Source organism: Streptomyces sp. NBC_00503, assembly GCF_036346895.1.
Taxonomy (GTDB): domain Bacteria; phylum Actinomycetota; class Actinomycetes; order Streptomycetales; family Streptomycetaceae; genus Streptomyces.
This window is the reverse complement of the sequence record NZ_CP107855.1, coordinates 1,343,960-1,360,969: the sequence shown is the minus strand read 5'-3', so window position 1 is coordinate 1,360,969 and position 17,010 is coordinate 1,343,960. Positions and strand designations below refer to the sequence as shown.

Here is a 17,010-nt window from a genome sequence, read left to right as displayed (position 1 = left end):
TAGAACAGCGCGCGGTCCGTGTTCACGTGTCCCGGGTTCCGTCGGGGACGAAGATGCCGAACCATCCCGTTTGGGATGTTGTCACTGTCAGCGCCTAGTCTTTGTCCGTGACTTTCCCTGCCCCGGCGAAGACCCTGCCGTCCCCGGCGCCCGGCCCGGCCGCCGACGAGGGCCTGGCCCGGCGGCTGCGCGCGCTCGCCTGCACCGCCCCGCTGCACGACCTCGACGTCCGCAAGGCCAATCTGGCCGGCGAGTACGGCGGCTACGCGATGGCGGAGGTCGCGCTCGCCGCGATCGACCTGGTCACCCTCAACATGGACTTCGACACCGGAGCCGACCACGACCAGATAGTGGCCCGGTTGCTCCCGCGCATCGCCGCCCAGGCTCCGGGCCGCCCGGCGGCCGAGCACGAGCGGGTGGCCCGCTGGGTGCTGGAGAACCTGATCAACGTCGGCAGCGTCGACCGCGGCTTCCGCGCGATCTACGGCACCTTCGGGCCGGACGGGGTGTACGTCCGCCGCGACTACGACTTCAAGCTGATCGAGGAAGTCCCCGGCTACGGCGGCGCGGTGTACCTGCGGACCACCGACGAAGCCGTCAACGTCCTGGTCGGCGCCCTCGACACGGATGTCACCAGCGCGCAGATCGCCGCCGAGGTCAAACTGGAGGTCCTCATCAGCCGGGGCCGGCTCGCCGACGCCCAGCTCGCCGCCGAACAGGCCCGCTACCGGACCGTCCAGTACGCCGAAACCCTGCGCCGCACGCTCGACGCGACCCGGCGCAACGTGCGGGCCGTGGACTGGCTGGTGACCGTCCCCGACATGATCGCCGAGGCCCTCGACCACGTCGCCGACCGCTACCGCCACGAGAACGCGATCCTCACCAACATCCGCAAGGCGCGCGACGAGGCCGAAGAGCCGGAGAACAAGCGCCGCGCGGCGGAACTGGTCGACATCGTCAAGGACTGCATCCGCCGCCACACGCAGCTGCAGTCCCGGCTGCTCGACGCCGGCCCGCTCTTCCGCGCCGAACAGGACCGCCAGGCCTTCGCGGCCCCCGCTCCGCGTTCCGGAATCGACCTGTACGGGCAGCTCGTGGCCCCCCTGCTGCCGCTGCCGCTCTCCCAGGCCTCCCGGGTCACCGACGCCTTCTTCGCGGCGGGAGCCGGCCTGCGCACCCCCGTCTCGGTCCGGGTCGCCGACCTGGTGGAGATCCTCCTGACCCCGCCGGTGGAGCGGGAGCACCTGGGTCTGGAAATGCCGGAGCCGGACCTGATCGCGACCCCCGACGACAGCCGGTTCAGCGAGGAGCAGCTCGCCGCCGCGATGGAGCTCCTGGAACTCCCGCACGACGCCCCGCGCCGCCTCTCGGGCCTGCTCGCCGAGGCCCGCCGCTCCGACCCGGACCTGCCCTACCTGGTCGCCCTCCTGGCCGTCCACGCGGCCAGCCCGGCGGTGGGCACCGCGTACCGCCAGGGCGAGGAGCGGCTCCTCTTCGCGGTAGACGACGGCACCGCCCTGGAAGACCCCGAATTCGGCGGCGCCGACCTCATCGTCGGCACCGCCCTCCTCGACGCGGCCGCCATGACGGCAGACCGCACGGAGGCGGCATGACCCCACCCGTGCCCATGCCCCGGCCGGGTCGCGGGACGGACCCCGCAGCCACCGCCCCGCGCCCCCCGGCCGCCGCCTCGATGACCCGCCCCTCCGGGCCCGGGGCCGCCGCCTCGATGACCCGCGCCTCCGGGCCCGGGGCCGCCGCCTCGATGACCCGCGCCTCCGGGCCCGGGGCCGCCGCCTCGGCCGCTCCGCGCTGCCCGGCCGCCGCCTGCGACGCCGGGCGCTCCGGCCCCGGGGCGGTTTCCCGCCCGGGGGACCGCCCCGTCCGGCCCACGGCGCCGTACGCGTCGGCCGACGCTCCCGTCGCGGCGCCCGCGTACACGGCCGTGCCCGGCACCGGGGCGCAGGCCCCGGCCCGGCGGCTCCGACCGGGGGTGTGGGGGTTTGCCCCTGCTTTCGGGAAGGGGCGGGGTGGGGGAGATGCCCCACCCGCCGCCGGAGCCACCGCACCGCACACCACCACCCGCACCGCCGAGGAGACGTACCCGTGAGCGACCACCACGCCGAGCAGCACCCCGCGTGGAGCGCGCCCGACGCCGACGAGGCGTCGGCTCCGGCGTGGGCCCCGGCATCGGCCACCCTCCCGGCTCCGCCCCAGGGACCCGCCCCGGTTCAGGCCCTGCCCCAGGGACCGGCTCCGACCCAGGGACCGGCTCCGACCCCGGGACCCGGGGTCGCCCCCGTGACCCCGGCCGACGCCGCCGACGCCGCGCGGCTGGTCGCCTTCGGGCTCCAGCCCAAGCTGCTGCCCGCCCGTGACGCCGAGTACGCGGAGCTGCTGCGCCGCTACCGCGAGGACCCCGCCTTCGGCCGGCTCGCCGATGCCGTCGCCACCGGCCTCGGACTCGTCGTCCTGGAGGTGTCCCCGCGCGCCGGGATGGCCGTCGCCGCCGGCGAGGACTCCGTCTTCGCCGTCCGCATGGGCGACTACGCCCGCCGCGCCACCGCCGACTCCGCGGACCGCTTCCTGCACGGCCTCGCCCACCTCGCCGTCGCCGCCCTCGCCTTCCCCCGCCCCGAGGACCTCGCCGACGACGGCTACATCGGCCGGATCACCGTCAACGGGGTCGACGCCTTCGTCCGGCAGACCTGCCGCCGGCTGGAGGAGCGCGCCGAGGAGCTCGGCGAGAACACCGACCCGGCCTCCGACGCCCCCGGCCTGGAGGCCGCCTGGCGGGTCTACGCCCGCCGCAGCGCGACCGGAGCCACCAAGGACGCGCGCCGCCTGGCCGGTTCCACCACCGGCATCGTCGGCAAGGCCGCCGCCTTCCTCACCGACTCCGGCTTCCTCCAGCGCACCGGCGACGACTCCGGAGGCACCTACCGCACCACCCCCCGCTACCAGCTCCAGGTCCGCGACATGGCGGGCAGTGCGGCCATGGCCGAGCTGCTGGAGCTGGGAGTGGTCCCCGTCAGCGACGGCAGTGCCAGTCTGCTGCCGCCGCCCGAGGGCGACGACCTGGAGCTCGCCGCCGACGCCGGGCTGCCCTTCCACGCCTGAGCCGCCGGGCTGCCGGACTCCCCGCCGCGGAGCCGCCGCCCGTCGACCCGCCGAGTCACTGATCCCCGTACGAACCACGAGAGACCGCGAGAACCCGCCGCCATGTACGAGCTGTCCCGGATCCGCCTCTACTCCATCGGGCCCGCGGGCGCGCGCTACGCCGACACCGTGCTCGACCTGCGCGGAGTCGGCGAGCCGGTGCCCCACCCGGCGCCCGCGCAGGCGGAGTTCTTCGAGGACGAGCCCACCGGACCGCCGCGCCGCCCCGCACCCGCCGGCGTGCTGTTCCTGGAGAACGGCGGCGGCAAGTCCGTCCTGCTCAAGCTGATCTTCTCGGTGATGCTGCCCGGCCACCGCAACACCCTCGGCGGCGCCAGCTCCGGCGTGCTGCGCAAGTTCCTGCTCGCCGACGACTGCGGCCACGTGGCGCTGGAGTGGCAGCACACCCAGACCGGCGAATGCGTGGTCGTCGGCAAGGTCAGCGAATGGCGCGGACGCCAGGTCTCCAACGACCCGCGCAAGTTCGCCGAGGCCTGGTACTCCTTCCGCCCCGGTCCCGGGCTCAGCCTGGACAACCTCCCGGTGGCCGAGGCCACTTCGGTGCGCCCGCCCGTCGAAGGCGTCTCCGGCGCCCGCGGGCGGCGCCGCACCATGAAGGGCTTCCGCGACGCCCTCACCGAAGCCGGCAAGGCCTACCCGCACCTCGAGGTGTACTTCGAGGAGATCCACGACCGCTGGAACGAACACCTCACCGAGGTCGGCCTCGACCCCGAACTCTTCCGCTACCAGCGCGAGATGAACGCCGACGAGGGCGAGGCCGCCGGCCTCTTCGCGGTGAAGAAGGACTCCGACTTCACCGACCTCCTGCTGCGCGCCGTCACCGACACCCGGGACACCGACGGCCTCGCCGACCTCGTCCACGGCTTCGGCAACAAGCTCGGCCGCCGCGCCGAGCTGATGGCCGAACGGGAGTTCACCGCGGGCTCCGTGGACCTCCTCACCCGGATCGTCGAGGCCGCCGAGACCCGCACCCGGCTGCGCGACGTCCACGCGGGCGCCGAACGCCGCACCCGCTCCCTCGCCCGGCGGCTGTCCGCCCGCGCGACCGGGGAACGCGGCCTCGCCGCCGACCTCGCGCAGCGGGTCACCGGCGCCGCCCACGAGGTCACCGCCGCCGAGTCCGCCCGCTCCCGCAGCGCCGCGGTCTCCGCCGAACTCGCCTACCGGCACGCCTCGCTGGCCCTGACCGTCGCGGACAAGGCCGCCGCCGCGCAACGCCGCGAGCTCCTCGAAGCCCGCACCCTGCACTCCGCCTGGCAGGCCGCCGAGATCGTCCTGCGCCACCGCGCCGCCGCCGACGGCTCCGCCCGGGTCGCCGCCGCGATCCTGGAGGCCGAGCGGGACGCCGCCCCGGCCCTGGCCGCCCGCGCCACCGCCGCGGGAGAGCTCGTACGGGCCCTGCACACCGCCGCGGAGCAGGGCGAACGGGCCGCCAACGAGGAGGAGGAGCGCTCCGCCGTCCTCCAGGCCACCGGCGAGGCCGCCCACCGCGACGCCACCGCCGCCGCCACGGCCGCCCAGCGCACTCGCAGCGAAGCCGAGCACCTGCGCGCCCGCCTCGCCGAGGTCCAGCAGGAGACCGACGAGGCCGTCCGGGCCGGCTGGCTCGACGACTCCGCCCCCGACGCCGACCCGGCGCGCGCCGCGCTGGCCGCCGCCGACGCCGAGAAGACGGCCGTGGCCGCCTGGGAGGAGTCCCGCGAGGCCGCCCGCAGCGCCTCCGAAGCCGCCCGCGAGGCCACCGGGGCGGAATCCCGCGCCGAACTCACCGCCGCCCGCGCGGCGGACGCCGCCGACGCGGCCGAGGCCGCCCACGAAGCCGAGGAACGCGCCGCCGCCTCCCTGGCGGCATCGCCCCGCCTGGCCGCCCTGCTCGGCCTGCCTTCCGCCCCCGAGCCCACCGACGCATCCGACGCCCCGGTCCCCGGAGCCGACGCGGGTACGGGCCTTCGTGCACCGGCCCCCGCCCCCTCCGCCGGAGCCCCCGGCGGGCTCACCGTCGCCGACCTCGACCGGGGCTCCGACGAACTCGCCCGGATGCTGGCCGACACCGTCGGCTCGGCCGAACGCCAGCTCTTCGAGCTGCGCACCGCCGCCGCCGACGACTCCCGGATCCTCGGAGCCCTCGGCGACGGCGGCCTGCTGCCGCCCGGCCCCGACGTCCTGGCCACCGTCGAGTACCTCGGCGAACACGGCATCCCGGCCCTCCCGGGCTGGCGCTACCTCGCACAGTCCGTGGACCCCGCGGCCCACGCCGCCGTCCTCGCCGCCCGTCCCGAACTCGTCGACGGCGTCGTCATCACCGACCCCGACACCCACGCCCGCGCCCGCGAGGTCCTCTCCGGCGCGGCCCTGCTGCCCCGCTCCACCGTCGCCGTCGGCACCGCCGCCGCGCTGCTGGCCCCCGTGCCTCCGACGGACGCAGACGCCGACACCGGCGTCGGGGGCATCTTCATCGTCCCGCCGAACCCGGCGATGCACGACGAACAGGCCGCCGACGAGGAGCGCCAGGCGCTGCGCACCCGCGCCACCGCCCGCGACACGGAGATCCGGGAACTGGCCGCCCGCCTCTCCGGCGACCGCGAACTCGCCGCCCGGCTGCGCTCCTGGCGCACCGGCTGCCCGCCCGGCCGGCTCGCCGAGCTCGCGGAACAGGCCGCCGCCGCCCGCTCCTTCGCCGAGGAGGCCGAGGCCGAGCTCGCGCAGGCCCGTACCGTCCGCGCCGAGGCGGACGAGGTCTCCGCCGACGCCGTCCGCATCCGCGACGAGCGCCAGGACACCGCCCAGCGCGCCCGCCGCGTCGCGGACGCCCTCGCCGGACTCGCCTACCGGCTGCGCGAGCGCGCCGGCTGGCAGAGCAGGCTGCGCGAACTCGCCGAGGACACCGCCGAGTCCGAGGCCCGCGCCGAGGTCTTCCTCGACCGGGCCCGCGCCGCCGACGAGGACCGCCGCGCCGCCCAGCGCGCCGCCGACGACGCCCGCCGCACCGCCCGCGCCCTGCGCGGCGAACGCGCCGAGGTCGCGGGCGCACCGGACCCGCTGCCCGCCGACGACGGCACGGCCAAGGCCCCGCTCCCCGACCTCCGCGAGGCCTACCGCGCCGCCTCCCGGCTCTACGAGAAGGTCGGCGTCGGCGCCGACCTGCGCGCCGAACAGGCCCGCGCCGAGAGCGACGAGAGCGCCGCCCTCGCCGAGCTCGACCGCCTCACCAACAAGGTCCGCACCCGCGCCGCCCAGCTCCTGGAAGGCACCGACGGCGCCGACGGACCCTCCCGGCAGGCCGCCGCCGCCCGCGCCGAGGCCCTCGTACAGATGCTGGAAACCCGCGCGTCCACCGCGAGCGAGCACCTCGGCCGACTGCGCGGCGAAGCCGAACGGCACGCCCCCGCCGAGGGCGGGGCGCACACCGAACTGCCCGAGGAGCTCGTCCCCGACGACGTCGAGCAGGCCCAGGCGCTGCTGCGCACCTCCACCGCCCAACTCGGCGCCCACAGCTCCGCCCTGGACTCCGCGCGGGCGGCCCACGCCGACCTGCTGCGCGCCCACCGCACGGCCGAGGACGGCGCGGGCGGCTTCGACGAGACCGCCGCCATGCTCCGGGACCTGCTGCGGGACCACGCCCACCAGGAGGACGAGCAGGAGCCGGTGTCCCACCCCGGAACCCTGGAGGAGGCCCGCCAGTCGGCCACGGAGGCCCGCCGCTCGCTACGGGGCTGCGCCGCCGACCTGTCGGCCGCCGAGGCCGCCGTCCGCGAGGCGAGCGACCTCCTGGTCCGCCACGCCAACGCCAACCGCTACGAGCAGGTACGCACCCCCGCGCGCCAGCAGATCCGCGAACTGCCCGCCTCCGCCCTGCCCGAGCACGCGGCGGCCTGGGCCGTCGCCTTCGCCCCCCGGCTGCGCGTCCTCACCGACGAACTGGCGCAGCTGGAGCGCAACCGCGACAGCATCGTGGACCGGCTGCGCGGACTGGTGGAGTCCGCCCTGGCTACCCTGCGCTCCGCCCAGCGGCTCTCCCAGCTCCCCGAGGGCCTGGGGGAGTGGTCGGGCCAGGAGTTCGTGCGCATCCGCTTCGAGGAGCCCGACCAGGCCACCCTCACCGAGCGGCTCGGCGAGGTCATCGACGAGGCCACCAGCGCGGCCGTGAAGAAGAACAGCACCGCCTCCTTCGGCGAAGGCCGCCGCGACGGCATGTCGCTGCTGCTGCACGGGGTCCAGGCGGCCCTGGAGCCCAAGGGCATCTCGGTGGAGATCCTCAAGCCGGACGCGGTCCTGCGCGCCGAGCGGGTCCCCGTCGGCCAGATGGGCGACGTGTTCTCCGGAGGCCAGCTGCTCACCGCCGCGATCGCGCTCTACTGCACGATGGCCGCGCTGCGCAGCAACGACCGGGGCCGGGACAAGCACCGGCACGCGGGCACGCTGTTCCTCGACAACCCGATCGGGCGCGCGAACGCCACGTACCTGCTGGAGCTCCAGCGGGCCGTCTCCGACGCGCTCGGGGTCCAGCTGCTGTACACGACGGGCCTGTTCGACACCACGGCCCTCGCCGAGTTCCCGCTGGTCATCCGGCTGCGCAACGACGCCGACCTGCGGGCAGGGCTGAAGTACATCAGCGTCGAGGAACACCTGCGCCCGGGGCTGCCCCAGCAGTCCCCCGACGAGGAGACGATCCACGGCGAGATCACGGCGACCCGCATGTTCCGCCGTTCGACCACCCCGAGCCCGAGCCCGAGCCCGGTCCCCGGCCCGGTCGGCGGCTGAGGCCGGCCAGCCCCGTCAGCCCCGCCCGGTGCCCGAGGGCGGCGGCCAGATGCCGGTCGCGTCGCCGCGCCCCCGTATTCGCTCACCGGGAGCAGCCTGCCGGGGCCCGGCCCCCGCCGGCTGCGACCGGACCTCGCGGCGGGCCCGGCGCCGCTCGCGCCGACGACCCCGCGCGGTGCTGCTGGGCTCGGAGAAGACCCCGTACCGCTGGTTCCACATCTGCCGGGTGATCAGCACGTCCAGCACGCCCCAGGTGGCCACGACGGTCCCGGCTATCGCGCAGAGCGACAGCGGGAAGGCCAGCCAGGAGCCGGTGACCGCCAGGAAGAAGGCGATCGTCGCGTCCGTCAGCGTCACGGCCACGATCAGCACCGCGCGCACGGCGGAGTCCCGCACCGGGTCCGGCATGCGGCGGTGCCCCGCCGCCTGGTCCACCCACAGGGCCCGCCCGGCCGACGCCCCGGATCCCGCGTCGCCGTCCTCGTACTTCTTCGCCATGCCCCGCTCCCTCCCCTCCACGCGGCCGCTCATGCCCGCCCCGAACAGCTAGACGTACGGCGTCCTCGAGAGATTCCCGCTTCGCGGACCTTCGGAACGCGCCGCATCATCGCGGAACGAATAATTCCAGCCATCCATTCCGGTACGGGAACTGACGCCGCACCAAGTGTCATCTGCCACATATCGGGCCGCTCCCGACCGGAACTATCGGACAACTCGTGATCTTCACCCGGTGCCTCGGCCGAAAACGTCCGGACAGGCCTTCGAGGGTGCCCTGTGGCAGTAGTAGGCTCACGCCGTTTAAATGACGGAACACCAACCCCCGGTAACGGGGTTGAGCTGGGGGAGGCTGGGGAGGCCATGCGCTTTCGCGGGAAGTCCATCCGCCGGAAGATCGTGGCGTTGCTCCTTGTGCCGCTCGTCTCCCTGACCGCCCTCTGGGGCTTCGCCACCGTGATCACGGGTCAGGAGGCCTTCCAACTCCTCGGCGTGGCCTACGTCATCGACAAGGTCGGCTACCCCGTCGAGGACGTCGTCCGCGTCATCCAGAAGGAGCGCCGCCAGACCCTCGTGGTCATCGGCGACCCCCGCGCCTCCACCGCGACCGCCGAACTCGCCAAGCGGCGCGGCGCCACCGACGAGATGGTCGCGAAGATCGCCGCCGACGCCGCCGACCCCGAGGTGGCCGACGAGCTCACCCCGCTCGCCGCCCAGCGCCTGAACTCCATCCTGGAGGCCTTCCACGGCATCGGCGCCCTGCGCGGATCCGTGGACGCCGGCTCCCTCGACACCAGCCAGGCGCTGGAGCTGTACAACCGGCTCGTCGACCCCTGCTACGAGTTCCTCATGAACCTCCACGCGCTCGAGAACGTGGAGATGGACAAGCAGGGCCGCGCCCTCGTCGGCATCACCCGCGCCCGCGAGACGCTCTCGCGCGAGGACGCCGTCATCGCCTCGGCCCTGGCCTCCCGCAACGTCAGCCAGGAAGACGTCCGGCACGTCACCGACTTCGTCGCCAACCGCAAGCTGCTCTACGAGTTCAACCTCGCGATCCTCCCGGCCGCCGACCGGGAGCAGTTCGAGCAGTACTGGAACAACCCGGAGAGCCGGGGCCTGCGCGAGGCAGAGGAACGATTCATCGCCTCGGGCCCCGGCCACAACAACCCCCGCGGCGTCAACGCCGCCCAATGGGACAAGGGCGCGCAGAGGGTCCTCGACGACCTCGCCACCATGGGCACCGCCGCCGGCGACCGCTACCAGAAGCGCGTCGAGCCCGTGGCCATGAACGTGCTGGTCCAGGCCGCCGTCGCCGGAATCCTCGGCTTCATCGCCCTCATCGTCTCCCTCGTCCTGTCCGTGCGCATCGGCCGCGAGCTGATCCGCGACCTGTCCCGGCTCCGCAAGGAGGCCCACGAGGTCTCCGGCGTCCGCCTCCCCGGCGTCATGCGCCGCCTCGCCGCCGGCGAGAACGTGGACGTCGAGACCGAGGCGCCCCGCCTGGAGTACGAGAAGGACGAGGTGGGCCAGGTCGGCCAGGCCCTCAACACCCTCCAGCGTGCCGCCATCGAGGCCGCCGTCAAGCAGGCGGAACTGCGCCGCGGGGTCTCCGAGGTGTTCGTCAACCTCGCCCGCCGCAACCAGGTGCTCCTGCACCGCCAGCTCACCCTGCTCGACACCATGGAGCGGCGCACCGAGGACACCGAGGAACTCGCCGACCTCTTCCGCCTCGACCACATGACCACCCGCATGCGCCGCCACGCCGAGGGCCTGGTGATCCTCTCCGGCGCCGCCCCCTCCCGCCAGTGGCGCAAGCCCATCCAGCTGATGGACGTCGTACGGGCCGCCGTCGCCGAGGTGGAGGACTACGAGCGCATCGAGGTACGGCGACTGCCGCGCCTGGGCATCGCCGGCCCGGCCGTCGCCGACGTCACCCACCTCGTCGCCGAACTCCTCGAGAACGCCACCGTGTTCTCCCCGCCCCACACCGCGGTCCAGGTCCTCGGCGAACGCGTGGCCAACGGCTTCACCCTGGAGATCCACGACCGCGGCCTCGGCATGACCCCGGAGGCGCTGCTCGACGCGAACCTGCGCCTCGCCGAGACCCCGGAGTTCGAGCTCTCCGACACCGACCGGCTCGGCCTGTTCGTGGTCAGCCGCCTCGCGCAGCGCCACGACGTCAAGATCGGCCTCCAGCCCAGCCCCTACGGGGGCACGACCGCGGTGGTCTTCCTCCCGGTGGCCCTGCTGACGGAGGCTCCCGAGACCGACGGCACCGGCATCCGCCTGGCCGGCGGCAAGGCCGTGGGCGGCCCCAGGCGTCCCGCGGCGGCCGCCGTCGAGGGCGGGCCCGCCGACCGCCGGCTCCCGGCCGGCGCCGAACTGCGCGGCCCCGTCGAACTGGAGGCCCCGGTCGGCATCCCGGGGCTGGAAGACCCCGTCACGGCCCTGGAGGGGACCTCCAGCGGCATCACGGGCCTCACCGGGATCTCCGGGGTCTCCGGGGTCACCAACAACCCCGGAGCCAAGGGCCGGCCCGCCATGGCCACCCTCGACGACGAGACCCCGCCGAACGGCACCCCGCGCAGCGCCCTGCTCGGCCTGCGCCCGGCTGGCCGCCCGCACGCGGAGCGGCACGCCGAGCGCGGCACCCCCTGGAAGGGCGACCGCATCGGGGAACGCATCGGCGACCGCGACGGCTTCCGCGACCGGAGCGGCAACGGCGCCCCGGACCGCGACCGCGGTTCCGACCGCGAGCCCCTGGCCCCCACCGGCCCGGTCCGCCTGGAGTCCCCCCGCCCTGACCCCGCCCGAGCCGAAGGCTCCCGCACCACGGGCGCCGTACCGCTCCCGCGCCGCCGCCCCACGCCGACCCTGGTCGCCGAGCACGGCCGCCGGGTGCCCCGGCCGGTCTCCGCCGTCCCGGACCCCGATCCGGCCCAGGGCGCTCCGGAAGCGGCCCGGGCCGAGCCCGGCACGGCCCAGGGCACGGCCCTGCCGCGCCGGATCCGGCAGGCCAGCCTCGCGCCCCAGCTCAAGAACGCCCCGGCCCCGGCATCCGCCGAAGCCGCCGCCGACACGGTGGAGGACCGCGACGCGGAGGACGTGCGCCGCCGCATGTCCGCGCTCCAGCGCGGCTGGACGGCGGGACGCGACCAGCACGCTCAGCAGCACGCACAGCAGAACTCGCAGCAGGACGCACGCCGCGACGCCCGGCAGGACGTCCGGAACCCAGCACCGCAGCCGTCCGGGACCGAGGCCGGCACACCTGCCGCCACCGGGCCCGGATACGAGAACGAAGGGGACGGTCGATGACCGCACCGCAGTCCGGGAACGACACCAGGGGCCGCGGCTCCGGCCCGCTCAACTGGCTTCTCGACGAGCTCGTGGACAAGGTCGCCAGCATCCGCAAGGCGGTGGTCCTCTCCGGCGACGGCCTGCCCACCGGCAGCTCCAAGGACCTCACCCGCGAGGACAGCGAGCACCTGGCGGCCGTGGCCTCCGGATTCCACAGCCTGGCCAAGGGCGTCGGCCGCCACTTCGACTCCGGCAAGGTCCGCCAGACCGTGGTCGAGCTGGACGAGGCGTTCCTGTTCGTCATGGCAGCCGGAGACGGCAGCTGCCTGGCGGTCCTCGCCGACTCCGACTCCGATGTCGGGCAGGTCGCGTACGAGATGACCCTCATGGTCAAGCGCGTCGGTGACCACCTGGCGACCGCCCCGCGCACCGGGCTGCCAGCCGGAGGGTGAGTCGTACGGCATGAGCGATTCAGGCCAGGACCACCCCACCCGCCTCCCCGACCCCGACCCCGCCCTCGACGAGGCGCCCGACCGGGCCCACCAGGCCCGCCAGGCGCCCGATCAGGCCACCGACCAGTGGTTCGACGACGAGGCGGGCCCCGTCGTGCGCCCGTACGCGATGACCCGCGGCCGGACCAGCCACGCCGGCCAGCACCGGCTCGACCTGATCGCGCTCGTGGTCGCGGAGCCCGCGGCCGACGACCCGGTCTGGGACGCGACGCTGTCCCCGGAACACGCCCACATCCTCGGGCTGTGCCGGCAGCGCCCGCAGTCCGTCGCGGAACTCGCGGCGGAACTCGACCTGGCGGTCGGGGTGGTACGCGTCCTGATCGGCGATCTCGTCGACGACGAACTGGTCCACGTGACCAGGCCGGTCCCCCCGGCCGAACTTCCCGACGAATCCATACTGCGTGAGGTGATCGATGGCCTTCGGGCGCTCTAGCCGCACCGGCGCCATGCATGCCGTGACGCCGGTCGAACCGCTGACCCTGAAGATCCTGGTCGCGGGCGGTTTCGGGGTGGGCAAGACCACCCTGGTCAGTGCGGTGAGTGAGATCAGGCCGCTGCGGACGGAGGAACGGCTCTCCGAACCGGGCCGCGGCATCGACGACACCGGGGGAGTGGAGGGCAAGAACACCACGACCGTGGCCATGGACTTCGGGCGCATCACGCTCCGCGAGGACCTGGTGCTCTACCTGTTCGGCACGCCCGGACAGGACCGGTTCTGGTTCCTGTGGGACGAGCTGGCGCAGGGTTCGCTCGGTGCGGTCGTCCTCGCGGACACTCGGCGCCTCGCCGACTGCTTCGCCGCCATTGACTACTTCGAACGGCGCGGGATCCCCTTCGTGGTGGCGGTGAACTGCTTCGACGGCGCCGACCGCCACCCGGTGGTGTCCGTGCGCGAGGCCCTCGACCTCGCTCCGGAGGTGCCGGTCCTGCTGTGCGACGCCCGGGACCGGGAGTCCGTGAAGGACGTCCTGGTGGGGGTCGTGGAACACGCGATGACCCTGGCCAGGGCCCGCCGGCAGAGCCTGACGGCCGGGGCCTGACCGCCGGGGCCCGACATGGAGGCGGCCCGTACCCCCGCCGACTGGGGTACGGGCCGCAGCTCTCATGGGGGGATCCGGGGTCCCGGTCGCGGAGCGGGACTGTGGAGCGAGTGTGAACCCGCTGTCAGGGGCCGTCAAGCGTGCGGACAACAGCTCCTGTTCAGCGAGGGTCGGGCAAGGGCCGGCCCAGGGTCAGCGCACCGCGACCACCGCGGATCCGTGGCCGAACAGCCCCTGGTTCGCGGTGATTCCGGCCCGCGCCCCAGGCACCTGCCGGTCCCCTGCCGTACCCCGCAGCTGCCAGGTCAGCTCACACACCTGGGCGATGGCCTGCGCCGGCACCGCCTCTCCGAACGAGGCCAGCCCGCCGCTGGTGTTGACGGGAATCCGCCCGCCGAGCGCGGTCGCTCCCTCCCGGACGAGCTTGGCCCCCTCGCCCTGTCCGCACAGGCCGATGTCCTCGTACCACTCCAGTTCCAGGGCGGTGGACAGGTCGTACACCTCGGCCAGCGAGAGGTCGTCGGGCCCGAGCCCCGCCTCCTCGTAGGCGGCCCGTGCGATCGAGGCCCTGAACGACCCCGCCGCGGGCTCCACGGCGGTCACCGAGTCGGTGGCGATGTCGGGCAGGTCCAGGACCGTACGGGGATACGTGGGCGTGACCGTGGACACGGCCCGGATCCGCACCGGGTCCAGGACCCCGCGCGAGCGGGCGAAGTCCATGCTGCTGAGCACGAGCGCCGCGCCCCCGTCGGAGGTGGCGCAGATGTCGAGCAGCCGCAGCGGATCGGCGACGATCGCCGAGGCGGCCACTTCCTCGGCCGTCACGGCCTTGCGGTAGCGGGCGTTCGGGTTGAGCAGCCCGGCCGCCGCGTTCTTCACCTTGACCTGCGCGAAGTCCTCCCCGGTGTCCCCGTAGAGGGCCATGCGCCGGCGGGCGTACAGCGCGAAGTACGCGGGGTTCGTGGCCCCCAGGACCCGGAAGCGCAGCCAGTCCGGGTCGTCGGGCCGGTCCCCGCCCGCCGGGGCGAAGAACCCCTTGGGCGCGGCGTCCGCCCCGACCACCAGCACCACGTCGGCCAGCCCGGCCAGGATCTGCGCGCGGGCCGCCCCGATGGCCTGGGCCCCGGACGCGCAGGCCGCGTACACGCTGGTCACGCGGGCGCCCTGCCAGCCCAGCGCCTGGGCGAAGGTGGCGCCGGCCACGTAGCCGGGGTAGCCCGACCGTACGGTGTCGGCCCCGACGATGGACTGGACGTCGGTCCACTGGAGCCCGGCGTCGGCGAGCGCGGTCCGGGCGGCGGCCCGCCCGTACTCGACGAAGCTGCGCCCCCACTTGCCCCACGGGTGCATACCGGCCCCGAGGACGGCGATATCGCCGGCGGAGGCGCTCATTCCGTCACCCCCACGGGCCGGAAGTGCCAGGTGGTCCAGGTGGTGGCGGTGGCGGGGTCCTCGTTGAGCACGCCGCCCACCACCTCGACCTCCATGCCGACCGCCAGATCGGCGACCGTCACCCCGGGCACCGTCTGGCCGAGCACGACCATCCCCTCGGCCTCCAGCTCCACGGCGACCAGGGTGTACGGGGTCCAGGGCGCGTCCGGGTCGGACACGTACGGCGCGGGCGGCCGGTACCGGCCGTCGGTGTAGGACCAGACCCGGCCGCGCGGGGACAGCCCGGTCTCGGCGAGCTCGCCACCGCCGGGGCAGTGCGGATTGCGGCAGTACGCGTCCTCGCGCGGGAAGAACACGGCGGCGCAGGCGGAGCACCGGGTGCCGAGCAGCCGGAAGCCGCCGGCGGGCGCGTCGTCCCCCGTCGCGTCGTCCCCGGTGAACCACCCGCTGACGACGGGTGTGCGTGTGCGTTCCAAGACCCCTCCCGAAACAGACTCCTGATGATCTGACGATCCGTCAGGAGTCTGTCACGGGAACACCCTTAGGGGCACCGGTTCTCGGCGAGCCACTTCTGTGCGATCTCGCCCAGCTCCGCGTCCCGCCCGGCCAGCATCATCCGGATCATCTGCGCGTCCCCGCGCAGCGACCAGCCCGGATTCCCGAAGGTGGCCGGGTTGTTCCCCTCGATGAGGAAGTGCGCGGGCCAGGCCGTCCCGTACCCGATGAGGGGGAGCGCGGCGAGGTAGCGCCTGCGGCCGCGCGCCAGTCCGTAGGCGGTGACGGCGAGTCCGGTGAGGGTGCCGGTCAGGTGGATCCAGCGGGTGGCGGCGCGGGAGTGCATGGCCACGTAGTAGGGCCAGAACTCCTCGTACGAACTGAATGTCATACCTGGCAACGTACTCAGGGGTGGACGGCGGCGACAGAGACGGGGAAGTCGAAGTACGTGTCCGGGAACACCTCCGGCTTGTACGTGAAGTGCCACCACTCCTCGGGCAGGTTCACGAACCCCTGGGCGGCGAGCGCGCGCCCGAGCAGATCGCGGTTCTCGCGGGCCGGGCCGGTGACGAGCGGGTTGTCGGTGTGGGCGAGCGGATCGAAGTGGTCGAAGGGGGTCCCCATGTCCACGGGCTCCCCGCTGGGTCCGGTCAGCGTCAGGTCCACCGTGCTCCCGCGGCTGTGCCCCGACTTCTCGGCGATGTACCCCTCCGGGATCAGCCGGTCCTTGTCCACCCGGGGGTAGTACTCCGCCTTCGTGCCCTGGTCCGCCGGGTCCCCGGCCCAGTGCACGAACCGGTCCACGGCCCGCTGCGGCCGGTAGCAGTCGTAGACCAGCAGGGAGTACCCGCGCCGCAGCACCTCGCGCTGCGCCCGCCGGAGCGCCCGGGCGGCGGGCCGCGCGAGGAGGCAGACGGGCTCCTCGTAGCCGTCGACCACGGCCCCGGTGAAATTGCGCGCGGTGGCGTACCGCATGTCCTGGCCGATGGTCGGATCGACCTCCGCCAGCACGGCGAACCCGGGGGCCGGTGGCGGGGAGCCGCGGCCTCCCGTACCTCCTGCAACGACCGCGACAACTGCAGTGACCACAACGAGAGCCGTCCTCATGTCCCTTGGCTTACCATCGCCGCATGCCGGCGCATCTGAGGGACTCGCACTGCTCCACCTGTGGAGCGCTGTTCGATTCGACCGAGTGGCCCCGTACGTGCCCCTCGTGCGGCGACGTCGCCTACCGCAACCCGCTCCCGGTCGCGGTGGCCCTCCTCCCCGTCGAGGACGAGCTCGGCACCGGCCTGGTGGTCATCACCCGCACCATCGAACCGGCCCTCGGCGGCGTGGCCCTGCCCGGCGGGTTCATGGACTTCGGCGAGGACTGGCGCACGTCGGTCGTCCGCGAACTCCGCGAGGAGACCGGCATCCAGGTTCCGGCCTCGGAGGTCACCCTGGCCGCGGCCCACAGCTCCCCGGCCGGCCACCTGATCCTCTTCGGCCTCCTCCCCGCCCGCCCGGCCGCCGACCTGCCCGCATCCGCCCCTACGGACGAGACCACGGGCTGGCACGTCCTGCGCGGCCCGGAGCCGTTGGCGTTCCCGCTGCACACGCGGGCGGCGGGGGACTGGTTCGCGGGCCGGTACGCGGAGCAGGGCCACGGGTAGCGGCGCCCTCGGTGTCCGCCGAGCGGTGAGGGGAACACCTTTACCGAACTCTGATGGCATGCTCCGGTCAAATCTGCCAGGCTTCCGGCAGCCGTCACCCCCGCGGCTGCCCTCCGGCGCACCCAAGCCGGGCGGGCAGCCACCGAGCAGGCCGCAATCCCGGCCGCCTCAAAGGAGTTTCGT

14 protein-coding genes are annotated in these 17,010 nt (G+C 74.5%); 9 read left to right on the top strand and 5 right to left on the bottom strand.

From position 1 onward, the window contains the following. Window positions 1-107 precede the first annotated feature (107 nt). The 4 genes from OG490_RS06310 to OG490_RS06295 all read left to right on the top strand — a co-directional run bounded on the left by OG490_RS06310 (window position 108) and on the right by OG490_RS06295 (window position 7,941). Window positions 108-1,613, top strand: a complete 1,506-nt coding sequence (locus OG490_RS06310; protein WP_330295291.1) for a hypothetical protein — start codon at window positions 108-110, stop codon at window positions 1,611-1,613. After that, window positions 1,610-2,110 (top strand): hypothetical protein, encoded by a 501-nt coding sequence (locus OG490_RS06305; protein WP_330295290.1) that lies wholly within the window; start codon window positions 1,610-1,612, stop codon window positions 2,108-2,110. Before OG490_RS06310 ends, OG490_RS06305 begins: the two co-directional genes overlap by 4 nt. Continuing rightward, on the top strand, window positions 2,107-3,120 hold the full coding sequence (locus tag OG490_RS06300) for a hypothetical protein (RefSeq protein ID WP_330295289.1): 1,014 nt from the start codon (window positions 2,107-2,109) through the stop codon (window positions 3,118-3,120). The genes OG490_RS06305 and OG490_RS06300 overlap by 4 nt, the downstream gene beginning before the upstream one ends. A 102-nt stretch (window positions 3,121-3,222) precedes the next feature. After that, window positions 3,223-7,941: a hypothetical protein gene (locus OG490_RS06295; RefSeq protein WP_330295288.1), complete on the top strand. Its 4,719-nt coding sequence runs from the start codon at window positions 3,223-3,225 to the stop codon at window positions 7,939-7,941. A gap of 15 nt (window positions 7,942-7,956) precedes the next feature. Here the strand turns inward: OG490_RS06295 and OG490_RS06290 are convergent, their stop codons facing one another. Next, window positions 7,957-8,439, bottom strand: a complete 483-nt coding sequence (locus OG490_RS06290) for a hypothetical protein (protein ID WP_330295287.1) — start codon at window positions 8,437-8,439, stop codon at window positions 7,957-7,959. A 396-nt stretch (window positions 8,440-8,835) separates the two neighbouring features. On the opposite strand from OG490_RS06290, the gene OG490_RS06285 reads away from it, so the two are divergent. The 4 genes from OG490_RS06285 to OG490_RS06270 are packed head-to-tail and all read left to right on the top strand — an operon-like array spanning window position 8,836 to window position 13,285. Beyond that, complete coding sequence (locus OG490_RS06285; protein ID WP_330300803.1) at window positions 8,836-11,751, top strand: nitrate- and nitrite sensing domain-containing protein; 2,916 nt, start codon at window positions 8,836-8,838, stop codon at window positions 11,749-11,751. Then, window positions 11,748-12,185 carry a roadblock/LC7 domain-containing protein gene (locus OG490_RS06280; protein WP_330295286.1) on the top strand — a complete coding sequence of 146 codons (438 nt, stop codon included), beginning with the start codon at window positions 11,748-11,750 and terminating at the stop codon, window positions 12,183-12,185. Before OG490_RS06285 ends, OG490_RS06280 begins: the two co-directional genes overlap by 4 nt. A 10-nt stretch (window positions 12,186-12,195) precedes the next feature. Then, window positions 12,196-12,678 carry a DUF742 domain-containing protein gene (locus tag OG490_RS06275; RefSeq protein ID WP_330295285.1) on the top strand — a complete coding sequence of 161 codons (483 nt, stop codon included), beginning with the start codon at window positions 12,196-12,198 and terminating at the stop codon, window positions 12,676-12,678. Next, the gene (locus OG490_RS06270) at window positions 12,659-13,285 is read left to right on the top strand and encodes a GTP-binding protein (protein WP_330295284.1); all 627 of its coding nucleotides are present in this window, start codon (window positions 12,659-12,661) and stop codon (window positions 13,283-13,285) included. Before OG490_RS06275 ends, OG490_RS06270 begins: the two co-directional genes overlap by 20 nt. A 192-nt stretch (window positions 13,286-13,477) precedes the next feature. Here OG490_RS06270 and OG490_RS06265 read toward each other — a convergent pair whose 3' ends face one another. The 4 genes from OG490_RS06265 to OG490_RS06250 form a co-directional block, all read right to left on the bottom strand. Next, a complete protein-coding gene (locus OG490_RS06265; RefSeq protein WP_330295283.1) occupies window positions 13,478-14,677 on the bottom strand; it encodes a lipid-transfer protein in 1,200 nt (399 codons plus the stop codon). Further along, on the bottom strand, window positions 14,674-15,153 hold the full coding sequence (locus OG490_RS06260) for a Zn-ribbon domain-containing OB-fold protein (RefSeq protein ID WP_330295282.1): 480 nt from the start codon (window positions 15,151-15,153) through the stop codon (window positions 14,674-14,676). Before OG490_RS06260 ends, OG490_RS06265 begins: the two co-directional genes overlap by 4 nt. Before the next feature lie 65 nt (window positions 15,154-15,218). Then, window positions 15,219-15,563, bottom strand: a complete 345-nt coding sequence (locus tag OG490_RS06255) for an Mpo1-like protein (protein ID WP_443065762.1) — start codon at window positions 15,561-15,563, stop codon at window positions 15,219-15,221. 14 nt (window positions 15,564-15,577) lie between these two features. Continuing rightward, window positions 15,578-16,279, bottom strand: a complete 702-nt coding sequence (locus tag OG490_RS06250) for a M15 family metallopeptidase (RefSeq protein WP_443065761.1) — start codon at window positions 16,277-16,279, stop codon at window positions 15,578-15,580. 23 nt (window positions 16,280-16,302) lie between these two features. Here OG490_RS06250 and OG490_RS06245 point away from each other — a divergent pair, with 23 nt between their 5' ends. Next, window positions 16,303-16,827, top strand: coding sequence for an NUDIX domain-containing protein (locus OG490_RS06245; RefSeq protein ID WP_330295279.1), 525 nt, complete (start codon window positions 16,303-16,305; stop codon window positions 16,825-16,827). The last annotated feature ends 183 nt before the right edge of the window (window positions 16,828-17,010 follow it).

Bases quoted from the DNA above. Each gene is read 5' to 3' on its own strand.
- OG490_RS06305 (WP_330295290.1), top strand. From the start codon at position 1,610: ATGACCCCACCCGTGCCCATGCCCCGGCCGGGTCGCGGGACGGACCCC.
- OG490_RS06250 (WP_443065761.1), bottom strand. From the start codon at position 16,279: ATGAGGACGGCTCTCGTTGTGGTCACTGCAGTTGTCGCGGTCGTTGCA.
- OG490_RS06290 (WP_330295287.1), bottom strand. From the start codon at position 8,439: ATGGCGAAGAAGTACGAGGACGGCGACGCGGGATCCGGGGCGTCGGCC.
- OG490_RS06245 (WP_330295279.1), top strand. From the start codon at position 16,303: ATGCCGGCGCATCTGAGGGACTCGCACTGCTCCACCTGTGGAGCGCTG.
- OG490_RS06265 (WP_330295283.1), bottom strand. From the start codon at position 14,677: ATGAGCGCCTCCGCCGGCGATATCGCCGTCCTCGGGGCCGGTATGCAC.
- OG490_RS06280 (WP_330295286.1), top strand. From the start codon at position 11,748: ATGACCGCACCGCAGTCCGGGAACGACACCAGGGGCCGCGGCTCCGGC.
- OG490_RS06270 (WP_330295284.1), top strand. From the start codon at position 12,659: ATGGCCTTCGGGCGCTCTAGCCGCACCGGCGCCATGCATGCCGTGACG.
- OG490_RS06295 (WP_330295288.1), top strand. From the start codon at position 3,223: ATGTACGAGCTGTCCCGGATCCGCCTCTACTCCATCGGGCCCGCGGGC.
- OG490_RS06255 (WP_443065762.1), bottom strand. From the start codon at position 15,563: ATGACATTCAGTTCGTACGAGGAGTTCTGGCCCTACTACGTGGCCATG.
- OG490_RS06275 (WP_330295285.1), top strand. From the start codon at position 12,196: ATGAGCGATTCAGGCCAGGACCACCCCACCCGCCTCCCCGACCCCGAC.